This is a genomic window from Actinocorallia aurea, from assembly GCF_054783995.1.
Genome location: NZ_BAAGPQ010000022.1, coordinates 128,089 through 145,920, shown reverse-complemented (window position 1 = coordinate 145,920; position 17,832 = coordinate 128,089). Strand labels below are relative to the sequence as shown.

Sequence of the window (17,832 nt, the reverse complement as noted above, 5' to 3'; positions counted from 1 at the left end):
GGCGCGCATCCCGCGAGCGCCGACGCGCAGAGGGCCGCGGCCGCCAGTGCCCGCAGCGCCGCGCGCCGGTCCGGGCCCGCCGGAGGCCCTGGAAAGGCGAGAGCGGCCTCGCTCTGGGCGCGGCCGCTCCGTCCCGAAGGGAACCGTGGCATGTCAGGAGGCTCTGGTGTAGCGGCGGAGGAAGACGAAGCCGATGCCGGCGGCCAGCACGAGGCTCAGGCCGAGCGGGGCCAGCACGTCGGCGCTGGTGAAGTCGAAAGCGGTGCCGCCGGCTCCGGTGTCGACGCCGCCGACCGGCACGCGGTCGTCATCGGAGCCGTCGTCGTCCGCGCCGCGCCGCTCGGTGGGGCCGGCGGCCGGGGTGCTCGGGGAGGCCGAGGCGCCGGGGACCGCCGCACCGTCGTCGTCGCGCAGGTCGCGGTCGTCGCCGGGCTCGTCCCGGTCGTCGCGGTCGGTCTCGCCGCCCTTGTCGTCGCCGGCGTCGTCGCCGCTGTCGTCGCGGCCGTCGCGCTCGCCGCCCTTGTCGTCGCCGCGGTCATCGTTCCCGTCGTCGTCGCCCCTGTCGTCGTCGCGGTCGTCGTCCCCGTGGCCGCCCCGGTAGTCGTCGCCGTCGTCCGCGGCGGCCGCGGCGGCGGACAGGAGGGTGCGGGCGGACGGCCCCGCGGGCGCCAGCGCGCCCAGCGAGAGCAGCCCGAACGCGAGGGTGAGGGCGAGCAGCGCCCTCCGCAGCAGAAGGTTCACGATGGCCTTCCCTTGGTCTCCGCCCGGCCGGTCCGGGCTTGTTCCAGGTTCGGCCCGGGCGGTGGACCAAGGATGAGGCCGTGATGAGAGCCCTCTCATCACGGCCTAGACGGCCTCCGGCTCCAGCGGGCGCAGCCGGTAGCCGGTGCCGCGGATCGTCTCGATGCGATCCGCGCCGAGCTTGCGCCGCAGGTACCTGATGTAGACGTCGACGACGTTGGAGCCGGGGTCGAAGTCGAAGCCCCACACGTGGCTGAGGAGCTGCTCGCGGGTGAGCACCTGGTCGGGATGCCGGCAGAGGAACTCCGCCAAGGCGAACTCCCTGCTCGACAGCTCGACCGTCCGTCCGCCCGCGCGCGCACGGCGGGTGCGCAGATCGAGGACGAGGTCGCCGACCGTGAGCACGGTCGCCTCGGGGACGCGCTCGGGCCGCAGCCTCAGCCGGATGCGGGCGAGCAGTTCCTCGAACGCGAACGGCTTGGCGAGGTAGTCGTCGGCTCCGCTCTCCAAACCGGTGACGGTGTCGGCGACGCCGCCGCGCGCGGTGAGGATGACCACGGGGAGGGTCACCCGCGCGTCCCGCAGCATCCGCAGCACGGTGAGCCCGTCGCGGCCGGGCAGCCCGAGGTCGAGGACGAGCAGGTCGAACCGCCCGCTGCGGGCCAGCTCATAGGCGCCCGTCCCGTCGGCGACGACCGTCGTGACGAAGCCGTGTCGGCGCAGCCCCTTGTCCACGAACGACGCGATGCGCGCCTCGTCCTCAGCTATCAGAATGCGGTTCAAGGGGCTCCCCCGTCTCATGGGCCGGAATCGCTATCAGGAAGACCGCTCCGCCGCCGGGCGCGTCGCGGACCTCGGCGCGACCGCCGTGCGCGGCGGCGATGTTCGCCACGATCGCCAGGCCCAGGCCGGTGCCGCCGTCCGCGCCGTGGGCGAAGCGCTGGAAGATCCGGTCGCGCCGGTCGGCGGGGACGCCGGGGCCGTCGTCGCGCACCCACAGCTCCAGGTCCGGTCCGCGCAGCGCCGATCCGACGGAGATCCGGCCGCCGTCACGGGTGTGCCGCACCGCGTTGGCGACGAACTGGACGAGCGCCTGCGTGAGCCGCTGCCCGTCGGCCAGGACATGGGTGTCGGCGACCTCGTCGAGCCGCCACGTCCGCTCGGCGAGGGTGCGCACCTTCACCAGGACGTCCACGGTCAGCTCCGCGACCGCGACCTCGCCGACGGCCAGGAAGCCCGGCTGCTCGGAGCGGGCGAGCAGCAGCAGGTCGTCGACGATCCGGGTCATCCGCTGCAGCTCGTCCAGGACGAGCGCGACGGTCTCCTCCCGGTCGTCCTCGCCCATCAGCTCCAGGTGGCCGCGCACGACGGTGAGGGGCGTGCGCAGCTCGTGCCCCGCGTCGTCGAGGAACTCCCGCTGGGTGGCGAACGCGCGCTCCAGCCGGTCCAGCATGCGGTTGAACGTTCCGGCGAGGGCGGAGATGTCGTCGTTGCCCGGTACGTCCAGGCGGCGGCTCAGGTTGGAGGAGTCGCTGATCTGCTCGGCGGTCCTGCGCACCAGCCGGATGGGAGCGAGCACCCGCGCGGCGACCAGCCAGGCCGCGGCCCCGGCCACCCCGACGGCGAGCGCGGAGGTGAGGGCGAGGGAGCGCATCACCTCGGTGACCTCGCCGCGCTCCTTGTCGTAGAAGACGGCGACCACGAGAGCCCCCTTGCGCTGGTCCCCGGTGACGCGCACCGGCATCACCAGGTAGCGGACCCGCCCCACGTCGCTGGACGCCCAGCCCGCCACCGGCTCGGTGGACCCGGTGGCCCGGGCGATGAGGGAGGCGTCGATCCGCAGCTCGCCGGAGGCCGGGATGCCGCTGTAGTCGGCGACCTTTCCGTCGACGACGCTGAAGTAGGTCTCGTTCTTGTCGGGCGCGGTCAGGCTGAGGTAGTCGCGCAGCACTCCGCGCACGTCGGTGGCCGGTCCGGCCTTCGCGCCGAAGGCGCGCATCTTCTCCGCCTCGTTGGCCAGCTCCTCGCTCACCCGCTCGTCCAGCCGCGTCACCAGCAGCGACCAGGCCGCCGATCCGGCGACGGTGAGGGCGAGGGCGACGACCAGCAGCACCCAGGTGGCGATCCGGGCACGGGCGCTCACCCGCGGCCCTCAGCCGTCATCGCCGCCCCCGTGGTCGTCACCGGGTTCGGGGCGGTCGCCGCCGTGGTCGTCGCCCGCGTCGTCACCGCCGTCGTCGTCGAGTTCGTCGGCGTCGCGGGGCGGCGCGGGCGTCACGGGGTGCGCCTCCGGCGGACCGCCGGTCGCCGAGGGGTCCGGGGTCGCCGTGATGACGACGCCCGGCCCGAGCGGGGCCGGCGGGACGCGCGCGGCCGCGACGAAGGCGTAGACGGCGCCCAGGGTGAGGAGCACCGCCCCCACCACGGCGAGCAGCGGGCCGCGGGTTCTCATGCGCCCACCGTAGGAGAACCCGCGAGCGGCGAAGGCCCCGAAACGATGAGAAAGCTCTCATCGCGGGCGGCGGCGCGCCGGACGGTCCCGGGCGGCGCCGCCCGGATTCAGCGGGCGGAGACCTCGTGGACGAGGTCGGCGAGACGGGCGAGCTGGTCGGGATCGGTCGCCGGCAGGACGCCGTGGCCCAGGTTGAAGATGTGGCCTTCGGCGACGCGGCCCTGCTCCAGCACCTCGCGGGCGCGGGGCTCCACGACCTCCCACGGGGCGAGCAGGATCGACGGGTCCAGGTTGCCCTGGAGCGCCTTGCCCGGGCCGACGCGCCGCGCGGCCTCGTCCAGCGGGACCCGCCAGTCGACGCCGACGACGTCCGCGCCGGCCTCGCCCATCAGGCCGAGCAGTTCACCCGTGCCGACGCCGAAGTGGATGCGCGGGACGTCCGCCATCGCGGCGAAGATCTGCTCGCTGTAGGGCATCACGTAGCGCGTGTAGTCGGTCGGGGCGACCGCGCCGACCCAGCTGTCGAAGAGTTGGATCGCCCGGGCGCCCGCGGCCACCTGGGTGCGCAGGAAGCCGATGGTGATCTCGGTCAACGCGCTCATCAGGGAGTGCCACACGTCCGGCTCGCCGTACATGAGCGCCTTGGTGCGGTCGTGGTTCTTCGACGGCCCGCCCTCGATGAGGTAGGACGCGAGCGTGAAGGGCGCGCCCGCGAAGCCGATCAGGGGGATGTCGCCCAGTTCGGCCACAAGGCCCTTGACCGCTTCGGTGACGTAGGGGACGTCGTCCGGCGCGAGCGGACGCAGCCGCGAGACGGAGTCCTTGTCCCGGATCGGGTCGGCGATCACGGGGCCGACGCCCGGCTTGATGTCGAGGTCGATGCCGATCGCCTTCAGCGGCACGACGATGTCGCTGAAGAAGATCGCGGCGTCGATGGCGTACCTGCGGACCGGCTGGAGCGTGATCTCGATGATGAGATCGGGGTCGGCGCAGGACTCCAGCATGGGGATCCCCTCGCGTACCCGCAGGTACTCGGGGAGGGAGCGCCCGGCCTGGCGCATGAACCACACGGGGGTGTGGGAGACGGGCTCGCGGCGGCAGGCACGGAGGAACACCGGGTCTTCAGCGGGCATGTAGACGATGGTCCCATGCCGTCGCGGCGGAGGCGTCCCCGGGTGCCTTTCGGCGCGCCCCAGAGATTCCCTCGGAGATTTTCGTGACACGCCGTGCGATGTCCCACAAGATCACCGGAGCCACTGGCATTTTCGTTGATTATCGACATCGCAAGCGAGCGATCAGCTCACGGACGAGCAGAGGTCCACCGGTGCCTCCAACCCCCCGCACCACAGCCCGCGGTCGCGTCGGCGTGGCAACCCCTCGCCGCGCACGGCCGGAGATCTACTCTCGGGAGATGACACCCCCTCATCCGGCGCCCGGCTTCAGCGAGGCCCTGGACACCCTGAACGAGGCGCTCGCGGGCGATCCCGAGCGCCCCGAACTGGAGTTCGAGGAGATGCCCGCGCCTCAGCGGCTCGCGCCCTTCTCGGCGGCCCTCTCGGCGGCCGTCGTGCGCGAGGACGCCGAACTCGCGGTCGGACGCCTGATCCTGCTGCACGATCCCGCGGGCAGACCCGGCTGGGACGGTGAATTCCGGCTTGTCGCCTATATCCGGGCGGATTTGGAGCCGGAGATCGCCGACGACCCGCTGATCGGCACCGTCGCGTGGAGTTGGCTGATCGAAGCCCTGGAAGAGGCCGGATATTCCGCCGAATCCGGGACGATCACCCGGGCCGTGAGCGAGAGTTTCGGGGGCAAGGAGGACGAACCGGCCACCACGGAGCTCGAACTCAGGGCATCATGGTCACCCGCCGGGACCGACTTGCGTGCGCATGTCCGGGCCTGGACCGAGGTGATGTGCATGGCTGCCGGGCTCCCCCCGCGCGGAGTCCGCGAGTTGAAGGACGTACGGTAGCTGAGTGGAAGCAGGTGGGGAAACAGGAGGCCCGGCGCCGTCGCCGCTCCTGGAGCCGCGTGAGGGCATCCCGCCCGTCGTCGCCGACGACGCGGGGCTCGACCAGGTCATCGCCGCGTTCGCGGCGGGTTCGGGTCCGGTGGCCGTGGACGCCGAACGCGCCTCGGGCTACCGGTACGGCCAGCGCGCCTACCTGGTGCAGTTGCGCCGCCGCGGCGCGGGCACCGCGCTGATCGACCCGGTCGCGTGCCCGAATCTCGTCGATCTCGACACGGCGCTGGCGGACACCGAGATGGTGCTGCACGCCGCCAACCAGGATCTGCCGTGCCTGGCCGAGCTGGGTCTGGCGCCGCGTCGGCTGTTCGACACCGAGCTGGCCGGGCGGCTGCTCGGCTATCCGCGGGTCGGCCTCGGGGCGATGGTCGAGACCGTCCTCGGGTTCAGCCTGGAGAAGGGGCATTCGGCCGCGGACTGGTCGACCCGCCCCCTGCCGACCGACTGGCTGCGCTACGCGGCCCTCGACGTCGAGCTGCTGGTGGAGCTGCGCGACGCGCTGCACGCCGAGTTGCTGGAGGCGGGCAAGCTGGAGTGGGCGCTGGAGGAGTTCGACGCGATCGCCTCGGCCCCGCCCAAGCAGCCCAGGACCGATCCATGGCGGCGCACGTCGGGCATCCACCGGGTGCGCAACCGGCGCGCTCTGGCGGTCGTCCGGGAGGTCTGGGAGACGCGGGAGCGGATCGCCCAGGAACTCGACCTGTCCCCCGGCAGGGTGCTGCCGGACACCGCGATCATCGACATGGCCGTGACGCAGCCGCGGACGATGGCCGAGCTGTTCACGATCGCCGCGGTCAAGGGCCGCAACGCGCGCCGGTACACCACGCAGTGGCTGCGCGCGGTGTCCAAGGGGCGGCAGCTCCCGGATGCGGGGCTGCCGGAGCAGAACCTGCCGGGTGACGGCCCGCCGCCCGCACACCGCTGGGCCGAGCGCGACCCGGAGGCCGCGGCCCGCCTCGCGTCGGCCAGGACCGTCGTCGCTGCGCTCGCCGACGCGCACAACCTGCCGAGCGAGAACCTGGTCCAGCCGGACTTCATCCGACGCCTGTGCTGGGCTCCTCCGCAACAGCAGACCCCTGAGGCGATCCGGGCCGAGCTGCGCCGCCTCGGCGCCCGCCCCTGGCAGGCCGCCCTGGTCTCGGTGCCCGTCGCCAAGGCCTGGACGCGCATGGAGACCAAGGGCGAACTCCCGACCTGACGCCCCGCCCACGATGGGCGGGGGCGCGGCTTTTGTCCGTATGTGGCCCCGTCGCTTCCACTCAGACCGTCCACGGTGCGTGACCGGCCGCTCGGCGGAATGTCACCGGCGCGGGCTAGGGTCGCGGGCATGGATCAGCAGAGCATTCCGGCCCCCCTCGCCGGGCGGATCGGGCACATCGCCGGCATCGAGTCGATCACTCTCGACGGCCGCCGGCTGTACTTCGGCTACGACTACTCCGACGATCTCGTCGTCTCGCCCCTCATCGAGGACCCTGCCGAGATGGCCCGGTTCGCCGCCGAGCACCTGCGCCAGACGACGGGCGCGCACGACGCGGCCTACTGGGCCGAACTCGTCGCGCACGCGGCGACCGAATCGGGTCTCGCGTACCCGGAGGACTGCGCCTTCACCACCGAGCAGATGGCCTCGCTTCCCGCGCCACGCGGGCACCTGCTCTTCCTGCTGCACTCGGCCCTCGATCACGACGACCGCGACACCGCCCTGCCCGCCGAGGCCCTCCCCCTGGTGAAGCGGCTCGGGCTGGATCCGGATGAGGTCGCCGAATGCGTCGACGAGTGCCTGCGCCTGCTGGAGACCGAAGGCCGTGCGGCTCACCCGGAGGCCTGGCTGGTCGTCCAGCACCACCTGGCCGCCTCCCTCGACCGCCTCCCACCCACCTGGGGCTCCTTCTTCGCCCCGCTGCGCCGCCTCTGACCCGCCGGAAGGCAGGGGGCACGAGGCACAGGAGACGGACACGGGTGACGGACAGGAGCCGCGGGTAGGCGGATAACGATGTGACCGGGCTGGAGGGGAGAACCGTGCGTGACGGAACCGCGGGCGAGGGAACCCCGTTGAGCGGGGAACGGCAATCCCGGCAGGTCCGGCACAACGGTTCATGGAGGAGACACTGATGGAGGTCACGGCAATCGGATGGGCGGTGACGCTTGCCGTCATCGCCGCGCTCTTCGTGCTCGACCTCTCGGTCGGGGCGCTGCGCCCCCACGCGGTGGGCTTCCGGGAGGCGACCATCTGGTCGGTGTTCTACATCGGGGTCGCCGTGGTGTTCGGCCTCGTCCTCGGCATGCAGTACGGCTGGAACTTCGGCGGCGAGTACTTCACCGGCTACATCGTCGAGAAGAGCCTGTCGATCGACAACCTCTTCGTCTTCGTGATCATCATGTCGACGTTCGCGGTGCCCAAGGAGTACCAGCAGAAGGTCCTCACGATCGGCATCCTGCTCGCGCTGATCATGCGTGCGATCTTCATCGTGCTCGGCGCGACGCTGCTGTCGATGTTCTCCTTCATGTTCCTGATCTTCGGCGCGCTCCTCCTGTGGACGGCCCTGCAGGTCTACCGGCACCGCAACGAGGACCCGGACATCGGCGACAACGTCCTCGTGCGGACCTCGCGCCGGCTGTTCACCGTCACCGACTCCTATGTCGGCGGGAAGTTCACCACGCGGGTCGCGGGCAAGCGCGCGATCACCCCGCTGTTCCTCGTCCTGCTGGCGATCGGCGGCACCGACCTCCTCTTCGCGCTCGACTCGATCCCGGCGATCTTCGGGATCACCGAAGAGGCCTACATCGTCTTCGTCGCCAACGCCTTCGCCCTGCTGGGCCTGCGCGCCCTGTACTTCCTGGTGACGGGCCTGCTCGACCGGCTCGTCTACCTCGCCACGGGGCTGGCGATCATCCTGGCCTTCATCGGCGTGAAGCTCGTGCTGCACTGGGGGCACCTCAACTGGAGCTGGGTCCCGGAGATCAGCACACCGCTGTCCCTGGCCGTCATCGTGGTCGTGCTCGCGATCACCACGGTCGCCAGCCTCGTCAAGTCCAACCGCGACCCCTCGGCCAAGGCGCACTCCGCCACCGTCATGGGCCACAAGAAGGACCGACCAGAAGAGCCGGAAGGCGACACGACCCGGCCCTGACCGGCTCCGGGCCGAGGCCCGGCACCCACGGCACCGGAACTCCGCTCCCTGCCCCGACTCCCACCGGCACGCCCCGGCTCCGCCGGCCTACGCGACGCCCTCGGCGTCTCCGAGCCGCGAGTCGCCGGGGTCGTGCGGGCGCGGGTCAGGGAGTGGGGAGGGCGGGGACGAAGTGGAGGTCGGGGATCGCTCGGGAGGTGAAGCGGCGGCGGAGCCAGGAGCGGAGGGTCTCGGGGTCGAGGGGCGTACGGGCGACTATGTGGGCCGTGAGGCGGCGGCCACGGGGCGGGTCGGGGCGGCTCGTCACGGAGGCCGCCGAGACGGACGGGTGCGCGGCCAGGTGGCGTTCGACGGCCGGCGGGTCCACGGGCTCGCCGTCGGTGAAGACGAGCTCCTCGCGGCCCGGCGGGACGAACAGGCGGCCTTCGGGGTCCAGGTGGCCGACGGTGTGGGTCGGGCTGGAGTCCGCGTGCACGTGGCCCGGCATGCCGGGCAGCGCGCGGGTGCCGTCCTCGCGCAGGACCTCCAGGTGGGTGCCCGGCGTCGGACGGCCCGCGGTGCCCGGCCGCTCCAGGAGCTCGCGCGGCGTCGCGATCGTGAGCGCGTCGCCGTAGACGGTGTAGAGGATCTCGCCGTAGGCGTCCATGAAGGCCGTGGCGGTGCCGGGGCCGAGGGTCCCGCCGTGCGCGGCGGCGACCCGCAGGGACGCCAGGTCGTGGCCGGCGCGTTCGGCGGGGTCCACCGCGAGCATCGCGTCGAGCAGGGCCGGCGCGGTGAGCAGGGCCGTGCAGGCGTGCCGGTCGACGGCGGCGAGCACCCCCGCGGCGTCGTAGCGGCGGGTCAGCACGACCGTCGAGCGCAGCGACAGCGCCAGGTGCAGGGAGGCCCTGCCCCACCGGTGCGCGAGGGGCACGCCGAGCAGGGCGGTCTCGTGCACGCGCAGCGGGATCCGGGAGAGCACCGCGGTGAGCCGCTCGCGCCCGTCGGTGCGGCCCCGGCGGGTGGGCGTGAGCGGGTGCCCGCCCGGGACCGGGCGGAGCCGCTCGGTCACGAGGCGGCGCACCCGGCGCGGCGCGGCGGCCAGCAGCGGGGCGAACTCCCCGTCGGCGACGATCAGGTCGATCCCGCGCAGCGCGGCGAGCCGCTCGGGGGTGGCCTGTCCGGTGTCGAGGACGAGGGGCGTCACGCCGAGCTTGCTGCACGCGACGAGCACTTCGACGGCGGCCCGGTGGTCGCGGGCCAGCAGCGCCACGCGCGGAGTGGGCGCGAGCGCGCGGGCGAGCCCGTCGGTGCGCGCGTTCAGTTCGGCGTAGGTGAGCGCGCCGCTCTCGTCGACGAGGGCGGGCCGGTCGGGGTCGCGGACCGCTCCGGCGATCGTGTGGCCCGCGAGGGTGTCGCCCCAGCGGGCGAAGGCCGCGACCTGCCTGACGGTCGCGCCCGGCCCGCCCGGCGTGAGCAGCCCGCTCCGGGCCAGGACGAGCGGGGCCTGCGCCGCCGCCGAGATCATGCCCCCGATTCTGCCGAACACCATGAGCGCCCTCCGCCGTCGTCCCGCATCCGGGCGACCACCCGGCGGAACCACCGTAATCCCGGAGAGTTACCCCACCTTTACTAAAATATGACCAGAGATGGTCAAGCCCCTCTCCCCTGGTCCCGCCCGCTCCGCCTCTCCCAAGGCCCCCGCACCCTCGCCGGAACACCCGAGCGACCCTGACCGCGATCATCGGCCTCTCTCTCCCGACATTCCGGCCGGAGGTGCGGCGGCTCTCCGGGAGCGGGAGGGCTGCCGGGAGGGTGAGAACCTCTTGGGAGGGGCTCAGGCGGTGTTTCGGTCGGGGGGAGGGTTTTCGGGGACGGGGGCGGCGGCGAAGGTGTCGGGCCAGAAGCGGACGCGGCCTTCGGTGGTGCGGTGGTGGCCGGAGGCGTGGCCGTCGAGCCAGCGGTAGACGATCTTTCCCGTGGCGTTGCGGGGGAGCTCGCCCAGGAAGACCACGTCGCGGGGGACGGCGAAGCGGGCGACCCGGGTGCGGACGTGCTCGCGGACCTCCTGCTCGGTGAGCTCGGCGCCGGGGCGCAGCACGAGGTAGGCGGCCAGGCGCTGGCCGTATTCGGGGTCGGCGACGCCCCTGACGGCGGCCTCGCGGACCTCGGGGAGGCGGGCCAGCACATCCTCGACGTCGCGCGGGACGACGTTCTCGCCGCCGGAGACGACCATGCCGTCCTCCCGCCCGTCGACGTAGAGGAGCCCGTGGGAGTCGAGGTGGCCGAGGTCGCCCGTCGCGAGGAGCCCGTCCCGGATCTCGGTCGGGTCTCCCCCGGTGTAGCCCTCGAAGACGTTCTCGTTGGCGGCGAAGATCCTGCCTATGGTCGCCCGGGGCACCGGCTTGCCTTCGGCGTCGAGAATCCGCACGGAGGTTCCGCTCGGAGGGCGGCCCGCGGTACCGGGGTTGATCCTCAGCTCCTTGGGTCCTGCGACGCTCACCCAGCTCGCCTCGGTGGACCCGTACACGTTGTAGAGGCACTCGCCGAAGGCGTCCATGAAGCGGTGGGCGAGGTCCCCGGGCAGAGCCGAGCCGCTGAGGGCGGTCAGGCGAAGGTTGCGGGTGTCGTAGCCCGACAGGACGGTCTCGGGCAGCTCCATGATCCGCTGCACCATGACGGGGACGGCGAAGTGCGCGACCTTGCTGTGCCGCTCCAGTTCGCCGAGGGTGAGCGAGGGGTCGAACCTGCGGTGCAGGACGATGGTCGCGCGCAGCGCCAGTCCGATCTGGAGCGCGGCGAGGCCCCACGTGTGGAAGACGGGCGCGTCGATGAGGAAGGTGTGCCGCGAGCGCAGCGGGAGCCGTGACAGCATCGACGCGAGCGGCCCGATGCCGGGGCGGGGCCTGCGCCGGGCGCCCTTGGGGCGGCCGCTCGTGCCGGAACTGAGCATGATCGTCCGGCCGTCGGTCTGCGGGGGGACGGGCGCGCCGCGCGGCGCGCCCTCGATGAGCGCGTCCAGGGTCCGCCCCTGCGCCTCCGGCCCTGCCCAGACGACGACGGGCGCGAGCGCGGTGGGGCAGCCGCGCAGGAGTTCGGCGAACTCGGCGTCGGCGACGACGACGGCGGGGCGCAGTTCGTCGAGGACCGAGCGGAGCTGGCCGATTCCGAACCCGGTGTTGAGCAGGACGGTCTCGGCGCCGCGTTTGGCGCACGCGACGAGGGTCTCCACGAGCCCCCGGTGGTTGCGGCACAGGACGGCGACGCGGGGCCGCGGGCCGTCGAGCGGGAGGGCGGCGCCGAGGAGGTCGGTGCGCTCGTCGAGTTCGGCGTAGGTGAGCGATCCGGTGTCGTCGAGGACCGCGGTCTTGCGGGGCTGCATGACCGCCGCGGCCTTGACCAGCCCGCCGAGGGTGGTCCCCCAGGTCTGGAGTTCGCCGACGCCGCGGATCATGGCGAGGGGGCGGGACAGGCGTAGGGCGCCCGAGGCCAGGACATGAAGGTAGTCGAGGGCGTGCCCGAACCGGCGTCGCAGGCCGGGCCGGTACGCGGGTCTGGCGTGTACCACGGGCCTACCTCCACCAGCGATTTCCGGCAAACGCTAACGAGACGGGGCGCATACGACAAGTGGCAGAGGGCGACACGCCGCGACGGGCGCGGATGTCAGTGGTTACTGACGAGTAGAATTCCTTGTTACCGGCGAGTAGGCCCCTGCGGGCGGCCCGTCGGCGTCCGCACATTGAGCGCAGAGGGAGACCTGATCGTGCCTCGCACCGCACGTGATGTCGTGTTCGTCGACGGCGTACGCACGCCGTTCGGCAAGGCAGGCCCCAAGGGCCTTTACGCCGAGACCCGCGCCGACGATCTCGTCGTGCGCGCCATCCGCGAGCTCATCCGCCGCAACCCCGGCCTCCCGCCGGAGCGCGTCGACGAGGTGTCCATCGCCGCGACGACCCAGACCGGCGACCAGGGCCTGACCATCGGCCGGTCCGCCGCCGTCCTCGCCGGGCTGCCCAAGTCCGTCCCGGGCTTCGCCATCGACCGCATGTGCGCGGGCGCGATGACGGCGGTCACCACGACCGCGTCCGGCATCGCCTTCGGCGCCTACGACGTGGTCATCGCCGGCGGCGTCGAGCACATGGGCCGCCACCCGATGGGCGAGGGCGTCGACCCGAACCCGCGTTTCATGACCGACAAGCTGGTCGACCCGTCCGCGCTGGTCATGGGCCTCACCGCCGAGAACCTGCACGACCGCTACCCGGCCATCACCAAGGAGCGCTGCGACGCCTACGCCGTCCGCTCCCAGGCCAAGTACGCCGACGCCCGGGCGGCGGGCAAGATCGAGCCGGACCTCGTGCCGACCGCGATCCGCTCCGCCGAGAAGGGCTGGGGCCTGGCCACGCAGGACGAGCCGCCGCGACCCGGCACCAAGCTGGAGGACCTCGCGGGTCTGAAGACGCCGTTCCGCGTCGCGGGCAACGTCACCGCGGGCAACGCCGCGGGTCTCAACGACGGCGCCACCGCGTGCCTGCTGGTCGCCGAGGACGTCGCGGAAGAACTCGGCCTCACCGCGCGCATGCGCCTGGTCGACTACTCCTTCGCGGGCGTCGAGCCCGAGGTCATGGGCATCGGCCCCGTCCCGGCGACGGAGAAGCTCCTCGCCCGCAACGGCCTGTCCATCGACGACATCGGCCTGTTCGAGATCAACGAGGCGTTCGCCGTCCAGGTGCTGGCGTTCCTCGACCACTTCGGCATCGCCGAGGACGACCCGCGCGTCAACCCGTGGGGCGGCGCGATCGCCGTCGGCCACCCGCTGGCCTCCTCCGGCGTCCGGCTGATGACGCAGCTCTCCCGCGAGTTCGCCGAGCACCCCGAGGTCCGCTACGGCCTCACCACGATGTGCGTCGGCATGGGCATGGGCGGCACCGTCCTCTGGGAGAACGTGAACTGGGAGGGCGCGAAGTGAGCATCGCGGAGATCTTCAAGGACGAAGTGGTCACCAAGGCGATCGTCCGTGACGTCGAGCTGCCCTACGGGGCCGGGAAGCTCGCCCTGATCACGCTCGACAACGGCTTCGACCACACCAAGCCGACCACCTTCGGACCGGGCGGCCTCGCCGAGCTGAACGCCGCGATCGACTCCGTCGCCTCCCGCGACGACATCGTGGCCGTCGGCATCACCGGCAAGCCGTTCATCTTCGCCGTCGGCGCCGACCTCAAGGGCATCCCGCTCATCCAGAACCGGGACGACGCCCTGCAGATCGGCAGACTCGGCCACGACGTGTTCCGCCGCCTCGGCGAGCTCGACGTGCCGACCTTCGCCTACTACAACGGCGCGGCCATGGGCGGCGGCGTCGAGGTGGGCCTGCACTGCACCTACCGCACGGTGTCCAAGGGCGTCCCGGCGTTCTCCCTCCCGGAGGCCTTCCTCGGCCTCGTCCCGGGCTGGGGCGGCACCTACCTGCTGCCGAACCTCATCGGCGCCGAGAAGGCCCTCAAGGTCGTCATCGACAACCCGATGAGCAACAACCGGGTCATGAAGGGGCAGCAGGTCTTCGACCTGGGCATCGCCGACGCGATCTTCGACACGGCCGACTTCCTCGAGGAGTCCCTGGCCTGGAGCGCGCGCGTCCTCAAGGGCGACGTGCGGGTCGAGCGGCCCGAGGTCGACAAGGGCAAGGGCTGGGACGACGCGGTCAACATGGCCGGTTTCGTCCTCGAAGGCAAGCTGCACGGCGCGGCCCCGTCCTACGTGCGTGCGCTGGACCTCGTCCGGAACGCCAAGGACCGCACCCGCGACGAGGGCTTCGCGGCCGAGGACGAGGCCCTCGCGGACCTCATCATGTCCGACGAGCTGCGGGCCGGCCTGTACGCCTTCGACCTCGTCCAGAAGCGCGCGAAGCGGCCCGCGGGGGCTCCGGACAAGAAGCTCGCCCGCAAGGTCGCCAAGGTCGGCGTCGTGGGCGCGGGCCTGATGGCCGGGCAGCTCGCCCTCCTGTTCGCCCAGCGCCTGGAGGTCCCGGTCGTCATGACCGACCTCGACCAGGAGCGGCTGGACAAGGGCGTCGCCTACGCGCACGGGGAGGTCGACAAGCTGCTCGCCAAGGGCCGCGTCCACGCCGACAAGGCGAGCCGCCTCAAGTCCCTCATCTCCGGCTCGCTCACCAAGGACGCCTTCGCGGACGCCGACTTCGTCATCGAGGCGGTCTTCGAGGAGATGTCGGTCAAGCAGCAGGTGTTCGCCGAGGTCGAGGCAGTGGTCTCGCCCGAGTGCGTCCTCGCGACCAACACCTCGTCTCTGTCGGTGTCGGAGATGGCCGAGAAGCTCCAGCACCCCGAGCGGGTCGTGGGCTTCCACTTCTTCAATCCCGTCGCCGTCCTGCCGCTGCTGGAGATCGTCCGCGCGGAGAAGACCGACGACGTGACGTTGGCCACGGCCTTCGCCGTGGGCAAGTCGCTGAAGAAGTCGTGCGTGCTGGTCAAGGACGCTCCGGCGTTCGTGGTCAACCGCATCCTGCTGCGCCTGCTCGCGGAGATCATCGGGGCCGTCCAGGAGGGCACCTCGATCGAGACCGCCGAGCGCGCCGCGCAGCCGCTGGGGCTGCCGATGAGCCCGTTCATGCTGCTCGGCCTGGTCGGCCCGGCGATCGCCCTGCACGTCAACGAGACGCTGCACGGGGCCTTCCCCGAGCGGTTCCCGGTGTCGGAGAAGTTCCAGAAGTTCGTCGCCTCCGGCAAGAAGAGCGTCTACCTTCCGGACTTCACGCTCGACCCCGAGGCCGTGGAGATCTTCGCGGGCGGCGACCGCCCCTCCACCGAGGAAGAGGTCCTGCAGAGGGCCATGCGCGGCCTCGCGGAGGAGATTCGTCTCATGCTGGACGAAGGGGTCGTGGCCGCGCCCGAGGACATCGACCTGTGCCTTATCCTCGGTGCTGGTTACCCGTTCCACCTGGGGGGCATCACGCCCTACCTGGACCGGACAGGAATTTCTTCCCAGACCGGGAACCGATTCCTCGCCCCGGGCGTTGCACAGGTGGGATAGGGGTATTCCGCAAGACCAGCCGGCCCCGGGACTGGGGGGTTACCGAGCCGGCTAACGGGAGGCGCCTCGTGTCGCAAGACACGGGGCGCTTTTCGTTTTCTCCCCTGCCCCACGGGGCACTACTGCCCGATGAGCAGTACTTCTCCTCCCGATTGGTCCAGACTCGCCCCCCACTGGGATCCCTCCAACGCCAAGCCGCAGGACGCCCAGGAAGCCGAAGCCGAACTCGACGCCGCCGAGAAGACCGCCGAACGCGTCGCGGGCGGCGGCATCCGCGCCGCGGTCCTGGGCGCCAACGACGGCCTCGTGACCAACCTCTGCCTCATCCTCGGCATCGTCGGCGCGGCCACCCCCGCCTCGACCGTCCGGCTGACCGGGCTCATGAGCCTCCTCGCGGGCGCGCTGTCCATGGCGGCCGGCGAGTGGGTGTCGGTGCGGAGCCAGTTGGAGGTAGCCGAAAGCATGGACGGGGCCTTGCGCCGGGCCTGGCGGGCCAGCCCTCCCGTGGTGTTCGCACGCTTCGCCCGCGCGCTGCGAGGGTTCGGCCTGGACCGGCGGACGGCACGTGAGGCGGAAGAGCAGGTCGCCTTGGGCGATGAGCCTGTGACGGTGGCGGGCCGGGTCATCTTCGGTGTGACTCCCGACACGACGGGATCGCCGATGGTCGCGGCCGTCAGCTCGTTCGTGCTGTTCGCGGTGGGCGCCTTCATCCCGCTCGTGCCCTGGTTCTTCACCGGGGGCGTCACCGCCGTCGTCCTGTCGGCGGTCCTCACGGGCACCGCCAGCCTCCTGGTCGGCGGGTACCTCGCCGCGCAGTCGGACCGGCCGGTGTGGGCGGGGTCCTTGCGCCAGCTCGCCATCGTCGCGGTGGCCTCCGCCGTCACGTACGTGCTCGGGATGCTCGCGGGAACCGCGGTCTGACCCCCGCCGTTGGACAGGGGGCGGCGGCGCGGCATATTGATGAGTGTTGTCCGTTAGGACACCATAGGAGCCCGCAGCGAGACTTCTGGGGGAGGACGTGGGATTCGGTGTCCGCTACTTCGATCTCGACCTCGAGATCGTTCGGGAGCGGCTGCGCGGGCTGGGCGCGCGGTGCCACCGGCCACGGAGGCTGATCCAGCGGGTCGCGCTCGCCGGGCAGGGCGGCTGGGCGGGGCTGCACTCCGAGGGCGACAGGCACGTGCTCACCTTGATGCGCGACCAGCGGACCGTGCGCGAGGTCCTGGTGAGCGACTTCGACTCCGCGCTGGAGATCCTTGAGGGCCTCGGTCTTCGGGTCACCGGCCGGCAGGAGATCCATCGCGAGGCCTGGGAGCTGCACGCGGTCGAGTTCCGCTTCGCCGAAGGTCCCGGTCTGTCCCCGTCGCTGGAGATCCACGGGCCCCAGGACCAGGCGCAGGACCAGTCGGCGGTCCGGTGGGCGATCGGCCAGCTCGGTCTCGACCCGGGGCGCGCGCAGGCGATCCAGGGCGGTCCGGCGCTCGCGCCCGCGCGGCCGGCCAATCCCACGGAGCCGCTGATCCTCACCTCCCGCGCCGCGCAGGCCGGGAGTGGCGGAACCGGGAGTCCGGGCCCCGCGGCCCCGCCTCCGTCCGACGCGGCTGCGGCGCCGCCTCCTTGGCCGCCGCAGCCCGCGACGCCCGCCGCCGAGCCCGCCGAGCCCGCCGAAGTCGCCCAGGAGGACGAGAGCGCCTCCGCCCCCTCCCCCACGGTGACGGTGCTGGACACCGGGGCGCCGCGCCCGTCCGCGCCGCCTCAGGCCCGGCCGCAGGCCGCGGAGCCCGCGCCCGACCCGGGACGGCTCGTGCAGTTCACCGTCGCCGAGACGGGTTGGACGACCGAGGCGAGCGAATGGGTGCCCGGCGAGTACTGGATCCGCTGGGCGACCGTCCTGCACAACCCGAACACGCTGTACTGGTGCGAGCTGCCGACGGTGCAGGTCACCGTCCGCGACGCGTACGGCAAGGTCATCGGCTCCGAGGAGCAGGTGCTGACGGTGCTGCCCCCGCGCACCAAGATCGCCTGGGCGGGCCTGCTGGAGGTCAACGGGAACCGTCCGCACACCCTGGAGATCACGCCGCGTCCGGCCGACTGGTATCCGACGCAGGCGCGGCCCGAGGACTTCCCGCCGTTCGACTACGAGAACGTCGCCATGGAGGTGCCGGAGGGCGCCTGCGAGGTGACCGGTGAGATCCGCAACCCCTATGCCGAGGCCGTCGAGGAGGTCGCGCTCGTCGCCCTGTTCCGGGACGCCCGGGGGGCCTTGATCGGCGGCGACATGAGCTTCGTGCAGGGGCTGCCCGCCCACGGCTCCGTGCCGTTCAAGATCGAGGGGACGGTGGCGGCTCCGCCCGGCCCCGTGGTGTCCCTGGACCTGATGGCCCAGCCCTGGTCCGACCCGAATCCGTGGGAGAACGCGCTCCAACGCTGAGCGGCGGACGGCTCCGCGGAGTTTTCCACAGGCC

General features: G+C 72.3%; 15 protein-coding genes. 8 read left to right on the top strand and 7 right to left on the bottom strand.

Going from position 1 to position 17,832, the window contains the following annotated elements; translation table 11 throughout:
- Window positions 1-153: 153 nt before the first annotated feature.
- The 5 genes from ACYVOM_RS26265 to hemE form a co-directional block, all read right to left on the bottom strand.
- Window positions 154-741: a hypothetical protein gene (locus tag ACYVOM_RS26265; RefSeq protein WP_460306171.1), complete on the bottom strand. Its 588-nt coding sequence runs from the start codon at window positions 739-741 to the stop codon at window positions 154-156.
- 105 nt (window positions 742-846) lie between these two features.
- Complete coding sequence (locus ACYVOM_RS26260; protein WP_460306170.1) at window positions 847-1,524, bottom strand: response regulator transcription factor; 678 nt, start codon at window positions 1,522-1,524, stop codon at window positions 847-849.
- A complete protein-coding gene (locus ACYVOM_RS26255; protein WP_460306169.1) occupies window positions 1,502-2,884 on the bottom strand; it encodes a sensor histidine kinase in 1,383 nt (460 codons plus the stop codon). Before ACYVOM_RS26255 ends, ACYVOM_RS26260 begins: the two co-directional genes overlap by 23 nt.
- Before the next feature lie 9 nt (window positions 2,885-2,893).
- Complete coding sequence (locus ACYVOM_RS26250) at window positions 2,894-3,193, bottom strand: hypothetical protein (protein ID WP_460306168.1); 300 nt, start codon at window positions 3,191-3,193, stop codon at window positions 2,894-2,896.
- A 107-nt stretch (window positions 3,194-3,300) separates the two neighbouring features.
- Window positions 3,301-4,326, bottom strand: a complete 1,026-nt coding sequence (gene hemE, locus ACYVOM_RS26245) for a uroporphyrinogen decarboxylase (RefSeq protein WP_460306167.1) — start codon at window positions 4,324-4,326, stop codon at window positions 3,301-3,303.
- 278 nt (window positions 4,327-4,604) lie between these two features.
- Here hemE and ACYVOM_RS26240 point away from each other — a divergent pair, with 278 nt between their 5' ends.
- From ACYVOM_RS26240 to ACYVOM_RS26225, 4 genes are all read left to right on the top strand, one after another.
- Window positions 4,605-5,165 (top strand): DUF3000 domain-containing protein, encoded by a 561-nt coding sequence (locus ACYVOM_RS26240; RefSeq protein ID WP_460306166.1) that lies wholly within the window; start codon window positions 4,605-4,607, stop codon window positions 5,163-5,165.
- 4 nt (window positions 5,166-5,169) lie between these two features.
- On the top strand, window positions 5,170-6,417 hold the full coding sequence (locus ACYVOM_RS26235; RefSeq protein WP_460306165.1) for a ribonuclease D: 1,248 nt from the start codon (window positions 5,170-5,172) through the stop codon (window positions 6,415-6,417).
- 129 nt (window positions 6,418-6,546) lie between these two features.
- Window positions 6,547-7,131 carry a hypothetical protein gene (locus ACYVOM_RS26230; protein ID WP_460306164.1) on the top strand — a complete coding sequence of 195 codons (585 nt, stop codon included), beginning with the start codon at window positions 6,547-6,549 and terminating at the stop codon, window positions 7,129-7,131.
- 196 nt (window positions 7,132-7,327) lie between these two features.
- Complete coding sequence (locus ACYVOM_RS26225; RefSeq protein WP_460306163.1) at window positions 7,328-8,347, top strand: TerC family protein; 1,020 nt, start codon at window positions 7,328-7,330, stop codon at window positions 8,345-8,347.
- A gap of 145 nt (window positions 8,348-8,492) precedes the next feature.
- Here the strand turns inward: ACYVOM_RS26225 and ACYVOM_RS26220 are convergent, their stop codons facing one another.
- Together ACYVOM_RS26220 and ACYVOM_RS26215 are read right to left on the bottom strand one after the other, a co-directional pair.
- Window positions 8,493-9,878 (bottom strand): AMP-binding protein, encoded by a 1,386-nt coding sequence (locus tag ACYVOM_RS26220; protein ID WP_460306162.1) that lies wholly within the window; start codon window positions 9,876-9,878, stop codon window positions 8,493-8,495.
- Between the two features lie 285 nt (window positions 9,879-10,163).
- Window positions 10,164-11,894 (bottom strand): AMP-binding protein, encoded by a 1,731-nt coding sequence (locus ACYVOM_RS26215; protein ID WP_460306161.1) that lies wholly within the window; start codon window positions 11,892-11,894, stop codon window positions 10,164-10,166.
- Between the two features lie 195 nt (window positions 11,895-12,089).
- Here ACYVOM_RS26215 and ACYVOM_RS26210 point away from each other — a divergent pair, with 195 nt between their 5' ends.
- From ACYVOM_RS26210 to ACYVOM_RS26195, 4 genes are all read left to right on the top strand, one after another.
- On the top strand, window positions 12,090-13,292 hold the full coding sequence (locus ACYVOM_RS26210) for a thiolase family protein (protein ID WP_460306160.1): 1,203 nt from the start codon (window positions 12,090-12,092) through the stop codon (window positions 13,290-13,292).
- Entirely contained in the window at window positions 13,289-15,367 is a 2,079-nt protein-coding gene (locus ACYVOM_RS26205; protein ID WP_460306159.1) for a 3-hydroxyacyl-CoA dehydrogenase NAD-binding domain-containing protein, read from the top strand. Before ACYVOM_RS26210 ends, ACYVOM_RS26205 begins: the two co-directional genes overlap by 4 nt.
- Before the next feature lie 129 nt (window positions 15,368-15,496).
- Complete coding sequence (locus ACYVOM_RS26200; RefSeq protein WP_460306158.1) at window positions 15,497-16,288, top strand: VIT1/CCC1 transporter family protein; 792 nt, start codon at window positions 15,497-15,499, stop codon at window positions 16,286-16,288.
- 97 nt (window positions 16,289-16,385) lie between these two features.
- Entirely contained in the window at window positions 16,386-17,798 is a 1,413-nt protein-coding gene (locus tag ACYVOM_RS26195; RefSeq protein WP_460306157.1) for an FxLYD domain-containing protein, read from the top strand.
- The last annotated feature ends 34 nt before the right edge of the window (window positions 17,799-17,832 follow it).

Bases quoted from the DNA above. Each gene is read 5' to 3' on its own strand.
- hemE (WP_460306167.1), bottom strand. From the start codon at position 4,326: ATGCCCGCTGAAGACCCGGTGTTCCTCCGTGCCTGCCGCCGCGAGCCC.
- ACYVOM_RS26240 (WP_460306166.1), top strand. From the start codon at position 4,605: ATGACACCCCCTCATCCGGCGCCCGGCTTCAGCGAGGCCCTGGACACC.
- ACYVOM_RS26225 (WP_460306163.1), top strand. From the start codon at position 7,328: ATGGAGGTCACGGCAATCGGATGGGCGGTGACGCTTGCCGTCATCGCC.
- ACYVOM_RS26200 (WP_460306158.1), top strand. From the start codon at position 15,497: ATGAGCAGTACTTCTCCTCCCGATTGGTCCAGACTCGCCCCCCACTGG.
- ACYVOM_RS26220 (WP_460306162.1), bottom strand. From the start codon at position 9,878: ATGGTGTTCGGCAGAATCGGGGGCATGATCTCGGCGGCGGCGCAGGCC.
- ACYVOM_RS26230 (WP_460306164.1), top strand. From the start codon at position 6,547: ATGGATCAGCAGAGCATTCCGGCCCCCCTCGCCGGGCGGATCGGGCAC.
- ACYVOM_RS26250 (WP_460306168.1), bottom strand. From the start codon at position 3,193: ATGAGAACCCGCGGCCCGCTGCTCGCCGTGGTGGGGGCGGTGCTCCTC.